Source organism: uncultured Croceicoccus sp. (genome assembly GCF_947496385.1).
Lineage (GTDB): Bacteria > Pseudomonadota > Alphaproteobacteria > Sphingomonadales > Sphingomonadaceae > Croceicoccus.
On record NZ_CANMCP010000011.1, the window covers coordinates 47,400 to 55,644 of the forward strand.

The following is an 8,245-nucleotide window of genomic DNA, read 5'->3' on the forward strand; positions in this document are numbered from 1 at the left end:
GCACCGTGACATGGAACGCGTTTGAGCCGCATGATGCACGCACGCATTGCTTCAGCAAGGGACGAAAACTTTTGGGACGCAAATATTTCGGCACCGACGGCATTCGCGGCCGCACCAACGAAGGCGTGATGACCGCCGCCATGGCGATGAAGGTGGGGCAGGCCGCGGGCACCTATTTCCTGCGCGGGGCGCACAAACACCGCGTCGTCATCGGGAAGGATACGCGGCTGTCGGGCTACATGATGGAAAGCGCGCTGGTCGCGGGCTTTACCAGCGTGGGGATGGACGTGGTGCTGCTCGGCCCGATGCCGACGCCGGCGGTCGCGATGATGGCGCGTTCGATGCGCGCCGATCTCGGCGTGATGATTTCGGCCAGCCACAATCCGTTCGAGGACAATGGCATCAAGCTGTTCGGGCCCGATGGCTTCAAGCTTTCGGACGAGGACGAGATGGCGATCGAGATGATGCTCGATCAGGAGCAGCTGCTTGTCCCGGCAAAGGATATCGGGCGTGCCCGCCGCATCGACGATGCCAAGGGGCGCTATATCCACGCGGTGAAGAATTCGCTGTCGGACAGGGTGCGGCTCGACGGGGTGAAGATCGTCGTCGATTGCGCGCATGGTGCCGCCTATGACGTGACGCCGTCCGTGCTTTGGGAACTGGGCGCGGACATCGTGCAGATGGGCGTTTTGCCCAACGGGCTCAACATCAATCAGGACGTCGGCTCCACCGCGCTCGACGCGATCAAGGCCCGGGTGGTCGAGGAAGGCGCCGACATCGGCATCGCGCTCGACGGGGATGCAGACCGGCTCATCGTGGTGGACGAAACGGGGCGCACGGTCGATGGCGACCAGATCATGGCGCTGATCGGGCGGGACATGCACCGGCAGGGGCGGCTCACCGGCGGGGGCGTGGTCGCGACGGTGATGAGCAATCTGGGCCTCGAACGTTTTCTGGAGAGCGAGGGGCTCTCGCTGGTGCGCACGGCGGTCGGAGACCGCTATGTGCTGGAGGCGATGAAATCGGGCGGTTTCAACGTGGGCGGCGAACAGTCGGGGCACATGATCCTGCTCGACCATGCGACGACGGGCGACGGGACGGTCGCCGCGCTACAGGTGCTGTCGGCGCTGGTGCAATCGGGCGGCAGGGCGAGCGAACTGCTCCATCTGTTCGACCCGGTGCCGCAATTGCTTAAAAACGTGCGCTATACGGGCGGGCAACCGCTCGACACCGAAAGTGTGAAGACCGCCATCGCCCACGGCAAGGGCATGCTGGCCGGCACCGGCCGCGTCGTCATTCGCAAATCAGGGACCGAGCCTGTGATCCGCGTCATGGCCGAGGGCGACGATGCGGGCACGGTGGAACAGGTCGTCGACGCGATCTGCGACGCGGTGCGGGACGCGGGCGCGTGACCATCGCGCGCATATTGGTGATCGCCGGTTCGGATTCGTCGGGCGGTGCGGGGATCCAGGCCGATATTCGCACCATCACCATGCTCGGCGCGCATCCGATGACCGCGATCACCGCCGTCACCGCGCAGAATACGCAAGGGGTGCAGGGCGTTCACATGCTGCCCGCCGATTTCGTCGTGACGCAGGCGCAAAGCTGCATCGCGGATATCGGCGTCGACGCGGTGAAGATCGGCATGCTCGGCGCGCCCGACATTGCCCATGCGGTCGCCGACCTGCTCGAAACGCTGCGTGTGCCCATCGTGTTCGACCCGGTCATGGTCGCGACGAGCGGCGCGGTGCTCGCCGATGCGGAGACGATTGCCGGGTTCGAACGGTTGATGGCCCTCGCCGCGCTGACCACCCCGAACCTGCCCGAGCTGGAGGCTTTGGGCGGGGAGGCCGTGCTGCGCGAAAAGACGCGCGCCCTGCTGATCAAGGGGGGGCATGCGACCGGGCCTCACATCGAAAACCGGCTGATTCAGGGCGGCGGCGAAACCGTGTTCGTATCGCCCCGCATCGACACGCGCCACACCCACGGCACCGGCTGCACGCTGGCGAGCGGGATTGCCGCAGGGCTGGGCGCGGGGATGGACCTGCGGGCCGCGACGGGGCGGGCGATCCGCTTTGTCGAGCAGGCGATCGCGCATGTGCCGGGCTTGGGCCGCGGGGGCGGGCCGTTGGGCCATGCGATGGGGGGCGTGCCGTTCGACGCCACACGCCCCATCGGCGATCAGGGTTTGGCCGGCGGCAGCTGATAGAAGCGGGTGACGCGGTCCCACGCCTCATCCGCGGTTTCGACGATGCGGAACAGCTTCAGATCCTTGGCCGAGATCACGCCTTCCTCGGCCAGAGCCTCGAAATTGACGACGCGGGTCCAGAAATCCTTGCCGAAGAGCAGGATCGGGATCGGCTTCATCTTGCCGGTCTGAATGAGGGTCAGCAATTCGAAGAATTCGTCGAACGTGCCGAACCCGCCGGGGAACACCGCCACTGCCCGCGCACGCAGCAGGAAATGCATCTTGCGCAGCGCGAAATAGTGAAACTGGAACGAGAGGCGCGGCGTCACATATTCGTTGGGGGCCTGTTCGTGCGGCAGGACGATATTGAGGCCGATCGATTCCGCGCCCGCATCCTGCGCCCCGCGATTGGCGGCCTCCATGATCGACGGGCCGCCGCCCGATGTCACGACGAACTGGCGCTTGCCATCCTCGATCACCGCGGCGGAACTCGCGAGGAAGGCGAGCTTGCGTGCCTCGGTATAGAATTTCGCCTTCTCGATCAGCTTCTCGGCCGTCTTGGCCGGCCGGTCGTCCGTTTCGGCCGCATCCTTCAGCAGCTCGGCCTCTTCGGGCGAGGGAATGCGCGCCGAACCGTAGATGACGAGCGTGGAGCCCACGCCCGCCTCCTCGAGCATGGTTTCCGCCTTCAGCAGCTCCAGCTGAAACCGGACGGGGCGCAGATCCTCCCGCAGGAGGAAATCGGTATCGCGAAACGCCAGCTTGTACGCCGGGTGCCGCGTTTGGGGCGTATGCTGCGGCGAGGCGTCCGAGAAGGCCGCCTCCTGTTCCGCCTTGTAAAACTTGCGCGGGGTGAGCGAGCGGTCGGGATTCGACGGCTCGCCATGCGGGCCGGGAACGCCCGGTTCGGTGGGCGGATCTTTGCGTTCGGTCATACTCGGTTCCCTCTCCTGCGCCGGGCGCATCCCTTCTGGAATAGCCAGCCCAGATAGGGGCCGGGGCGCCAGACGCAAGCCGGAGCAGGCGCTATTCTGCTCCGCCACCCGGAGAATTCGCCACGCCGCGCCGGCCTATGCCGCGAAACGCATCGTTCCGGGCGTGAGAGCATGCGCCCGCCGCGGCGTGCGTTCCATCTTGAACTTGCCGATTTCATCCGCAAGCGAGCTGGCTTCGCTGGTGAGCTGCCGGGCGGCGGCGGTCGCCTGCTCGACCATGGCGGCGTTCTGCTGCGTCACGCCGTCCATTTCGGTCACCGCGCCGCTGATCTGGGACAGGCCATCGGACTGCATGTTGGCGGCACCCGCGATATCCTCGATCAGCGTACTGATCTGCGCGACGCGGTCGATGATGCGTTTGAGCGATTGCCCGGTTTCGCCGACGAGGGTGACGCTTTCCTGCACCTGCCCGGCGGTGGCGTTGATGCGGGATTTGACATCCTGCGCCGCCTCTGCGGAGCGTTGCGCCAGGGCACGAACCTCGGATGCGACGACCGCGAAACCGCGCCCCGCATCGCCGGCACGGGCCGCCTCGACCCCGGCGTTGAGCGCAAGCAGGTTGGTCTGGAACGCGATGCCGTCGATGACCGAGATGATGTCCGAAATCTCGACCGACGTGGTTTCCAGCCGCTCCATCGCCGCGACGGTGCGTGTCACGACGGTGCCGCCGCGCCCTGCGTCGTCCTTGGCATCGGCGACGGCGGTGCTTGCCTTTTCGGCGTCTTCGGCGGTCTTGCGCACGGTTTCGGTCAGCTGGCGCAACGCGGCCGATGTCTCCTCCAGGCTGGCCGCCTGGCGTTCGGTACGCTGTGCAAGATCGTCGGATGCCTGCGACACTTCGCCTGCACCGACCCTGAATTCGGAGACGCTGTCGCTGACCGAACCGATGGTCGCGGCGAGCTCCGTGACAGCGGCGTTGAAATCGTGCCTGATCTGGGCGTAGGCTTCGGGAAGTTCGCGATCGATGGTGCAGGTCAGGTCGCCCGCGGCGAGGCTGGACAGATGTTCGGCCAGCACTTCGGTCGCATCGGCGGCGGCGCGCGCCTTTTCCCGTTCCGCATCCACGACGGCCTCGCGGAAATTATCGACGGCGCGGGCGATATCACCGATCTCGTCACGCTGATCGAGATGCGGCACTTCTGCTTCGCCCTTCGATGCGGCGAGCCCGCGAATGGTAAGGGCAAGCCGCTGTATCGGGCCGACGACCTGCGTGCGGACCGTGGCGATCGCGGCAAGCCCGATGGCGCCGGCGACAACGACCAGCGCGATCATCAGGTTGCGCAGGAAATAGGCATGGTCGATTTCCTGCGCCCCGGTGGATTCGGCGACGTCGATCTGCAATTCGACGAGGGCGCTGATATCTTCGGACACGGGGTCGATCGCGGGATAGAGATCTTCCCGGGCAAATTGCCGCAGCGCATCGGCATCACCACGCTGCAGAATGGATTGCAGCGTGTCGAGCCGCGCATCGGCCGCCGTCATGTGGGCCTGCGTCTGCTCAACCATGTCGGCTTCGGTCTCGGTCAGTCGGGTCGAGCGGTAATTGGTCCAGCGCTCGCCGATTTCGGCGCGCCCGGACGCGATCTGCCGGGACGCCTCGGCATAGGTGAGGCTGCCGCTGCGCGCCTTGTGCGTGGCATCGACGATGTCCACCGCATATTTATCCGCCACGACCTTGAGATCGCCCACCGCCGCCACGCGGTCCGTGACGATCGTCTCGAACGCGGCGGTCGTACTCGCCATAGTCGACAGGGACAGCGTCGCCATCGCCACGATGATGAGGATGAGGCCAGCGAGGCACGCGGTGAGCTTTCTGCGAATTGTCATGGGCGGCGTTGTGACGCGCATTCATGTAAAAACGAAACAGGCGCGATTACGCAGACATACGGGTGAGACGCGCGATTTTGGTTAGCCATCGCGCCGTGGCGGGCATGGCCTGATCGCAGGCCCTATGTCGCGATGCACCATATCTTAAAGCGTTGTGGCGGATGATCGCACGCACTTCGGACGTGGGCATTCATGGAAATGCACGGGTCCATGCCGCGCCCCGCAAGCCGGGGGCCGTTCGCAAGGTTCTCTTCCATGGTGTTCAATGATGGTCGGCAATGGGTTCGGGCCCTGAAGAAACGGATCGCGCGCGTCTCGCTACCGCCCGCATTCGATTCCCGGCTCGCACTCCGTTTCGTGACTTTCGTCGTCGCGCCGTCGGTCGTCTTTGCGCTGATCGTCCTGCTGTTCTCCGCGTGGAGCTTGCAGACCACGGTCCGGCAAAGCGATCAGGCCATGCGCGACCGGCAGATTCGTGAAGTGCGCGCGACGATCGCCGGCGTGCTCGACGAACTTGCGCAGACGCAGGGCGGCGTTGCCATCTGGGATCCGGCCTGGGAAGAGGCGCGCAAGCCCGCCCCCGATCTCGACTGGATCGAGGATAATGTCGGGATATGGCTCCACCATACCTTCGGCCACGATTCGATCTACATCCTCAATGCCCGGAACGAACCGCTCTTCGCCATGGTCGATGGCAGGCGTTCGGATGCGGACAGCTACCGCAAGGTCGCCGCCGATCTTGCCCCGCTCGTGGATTCGGCGCGCGGGATCGGGCCGCGCCCGTCATCCGTGCATGACCGGCTCGAGGGGCACGCGCTTCATCCCGACAGCACGGTCCGGACGTCCGAATATGCGATCCACGCCACCGACCTTGCAAAGATCGACGGGCGCGCGGCGGCGGGGAGCGTCATGCGCATGTCCCCCAGCTCGTACTGGAACGAGGCCTATGCCGGAACCGAGCCTCTGCTGGTCAGCGTTCGCTTCCTCAATTCCGGCCTGCGCAAGAGCCTCGCCGATTTCGGCATGATCGAGGGGGCACGCGTGACCGGGCGCCCGGATGCCCCCGGTTCCGGAACGCTCAGCCTGCGGCTCGAATCCTCGACCGGAGAGCCGATCGGCTATTTCACCTGGCGGCCGCAGATGCCGGGGCGCGCCATCCTCCAATCGATTCGCGGGCGCGTCATCGCCGCGATGGCCGCGATGGCCGTGCTGCTGGCGCTGCTGCTGGCCGGGATCGGGCGGTTGATGGCGCGGGACGCGAAACTGATCGGCGAAATCTCCGCCGCGCATACCGAATTGCAGGCGAAGGAGGCGCAGGCGAACTACCTCGCGCTTCACGATTCGCTCACAGGACTGCCCAATCGCATCGCCTTCATGGATTTTGTCGACCGGGCGCTGTCGGCGCATCACGGCGGGGAAGGACCGGCGGTCATGCTGGTCGATCTCGACAGGTTCAAGCAGGTCAATGACACGCTGGGTCACCTGGCCGGCGACCGGTTGATCGAACAGATCGGGGAGCGGCTGTTGTCGGTAATCCCCTCAAACGGGATGGTGGCGCGCCTGGGCGGGGACGAGTTCGCGATCTGCCTGCCTGCGGGACCGGGCGGACCGGAGGCGGTGGCCATTGCCGAGGCCGCGCTCGAACAGCTGCGCGAGCCGTTTTCGATCATCGGCTCGACCGTGCATATCGGCGGGAGCATCGGCATCGCGCTCGCGCCGAGGCAGGCGGTGGCGCGCACCGAATTGCTGCGCCGGGCCGACATCGCGATGTATCGTGCCAAGGAACAGGGGCGCGACGGTTGCCGGGTGTTCAGTGCGGACATGGACCGGACGATGTTGCGCCGCCTCCGGATCGAGGAGGACCTGCGCAAGGTGCTCACCGGCGACGAGGGCCTCTATGTCCAGTTTCAGCCGCAATATACCGCCGAGGCCGGACGCCTCGCCGGGTTCGAGGCGCTGGTGCGCTGGAGCCATCCGACGCTTGGTGAGCTCGCGCCGGATGCGTTCATCCCCGTGGCGGAGGATTGCGGGCTCATTCTCCCGCTCGGCATGTGGGTTCTGAAGGAAACCTGCCGGGTTGCGCGGGCGTGGCCGCGGCTCGGCTTTGCCGTCAACGTTTCGCCGGTGCAATTGCGGGCGCCGGGCTTTGCAAGCCAGGTCACCGCCGCCGTTTGCGAGGCGGGCGTCTCTCCGGTGCAGATCGAACTGGAAATCACCGAGACGATGTTCCTCGACACCGACGAAACGATCAGGTGCACGCTCGCCGCGTTGCGCAAGGCTGGCTTCCGCCTCGCCATCGACGATTTCGGGACCGGTTTTTCAAGCCTCAACTATCTCAGCCGGTTCCATGTCGATCGCATCAAGATCGACCGCAGCTTCGTCGCCCGACTGGGACAGGATGTGCAGGCCGGTGCGATCATCGAAACGGTCATATCGCTTGGTCAGGCGCTGGACGTGGCAGTGATCGCCGAAGGGGTGGAAACGTCGGAGCAGAAGGCCTTCCTGCAATTGGCGGGGTGCAACGCGTTGCAGGGGTTCCTCTTTTCGGCCGCAGTGGACGAGCGGGACCTGCCTGCGCTGCTGGAATCCCGGCGGCCTTCCCTGGCCGGGATTTGAACAGGCGGGAGGGATTCGATCAAGCCGATACCCGAGCGGCGGAGTCTTAGGGGTGAGGCCGCGACGCGCTCGAAATCGGGGGAAGCATCGGGGCCCTCTTCCCGGTGCGACCAGTCCGTTGCTGGAGCGGGCTACGGGTGCGAACGTCCTGGCGCGGCGCCTCGACCCACACGTATGCAGCGAGCAACCGATCGGCTTCGAGACTATCCCGGCGTCGATCTGGCTGCTCAATTGCGGGCTCTCGGCATTAAACCCCCGTGAGCTCGCATTTGGGGCTCGTCATTCGGCTTTGGAACTGCGCTTTGTCGTGGAGGGCAAGAGCCTGCACGCCGTGCGGACGGCGCGGGAGATCACGCGGGGGGGGGGATAATTTCGTGCTGGCGCGTAATGAGGGATCTTGCAAGAAGATGGATGCGCCAAGAGCGGCATACCGGATTTGGAAGCTTAGCAGCGACCATTCAGCAGACGAAGCGGATCCGCTTCCCCAAAGTGTTCCCGCTTACACGACAGGTTTTTTGGTATTGGCGGCGAGATGCGCATAGTTCTTCCCGCGGACACCTTCGCGCAGATCCTGAACGGGCTTGCTGAACGAGGCGGGCTGCGATCATTGCCGCACGAT

5 protein-coding genes are annotated in these 8,245 nt (G+C 65.5%); 3 read left to right on the forward strand and 2 right to left on the reverse strand.

The window, feature by feature from the left end; all coding sequences use genetic code 11:
• Positions 1-71: 71 nt before the first annotated feature.
• Both glmM and thiD read left to right on the forward strand, forming a co-directional pair.
• Complete coding sequence (gene glmM / locus Q0897_RS14000; protein WP_299310019.1) at positions 72-1,412, forward strand: phosphoglucosamine mutase; 1,341 nt, start codon at positions 72-74, stop codon at positions 1,410-1,412.
• Entirely contained in the window at positions 1,409-2,206 is a 798-nt protein-coding gene (gene thiD, locus Q0897_RS14005) for a bifunctional hydroxymethylpyrimidine kinase/phosphomethylpyrimidine kinase (protein WP_299310020.1), read from the forward strand. Before glmM ends, thiD begins: the two co-directional genes overlap by 4 nt.
• Here thiD and Q0897_RS14010 read toward each other — a convergent pair.
• The gene (locus Q0897_RS14010) at positions 2,182-3,123 is read right to left on the reverse strand and encodes a TIGR00730 family Rossman fold protein (RefSeq protein WP_299310021.1); all 942 of its coding nucleotides are present in this window, start codon (positions 3,121-3,123) and stop codon (positions 2,182-2,184) included. The two genes, thiD and Q0897_RS14010, sit on opposite strands and share 25 nt — an antisense overlap.
• A 135-nt stretch (positions 3,124-3,258) precedes the next feature.
• The gene (locus tag Q0897_RS14015) at positions 3,259-5,010 is read right to left on the reverse strand and encodes a methyl-accepting chemotaxis protein (protein WP_299310022.1); all 1,752 of its coding nucleotides are present in this window, start codon (positions 5,008-5,010) and stop codon (positions 3,259-3,261) included.
• A gap of 255 nt (positions 5,011-5,265) precedes the next feature.
• Between Q0897_RS14015 and Q0897_RS14020 the strand changes: the two genes are divergently transcribed.
• Positions 5,266-7,626: an EAL domain-containing protein gene (locus Q0897_RS14020; protein WP_299310023.1), complete on the forward strand. Its 2,361-nt coding sequence runs from the start codon at positions 5,266-5,268 to the stop codon at positions 7,624-7,626.
• The last annotated feature ends 619 nt before the right edge of the window (positions 7,627-8,245 follow it).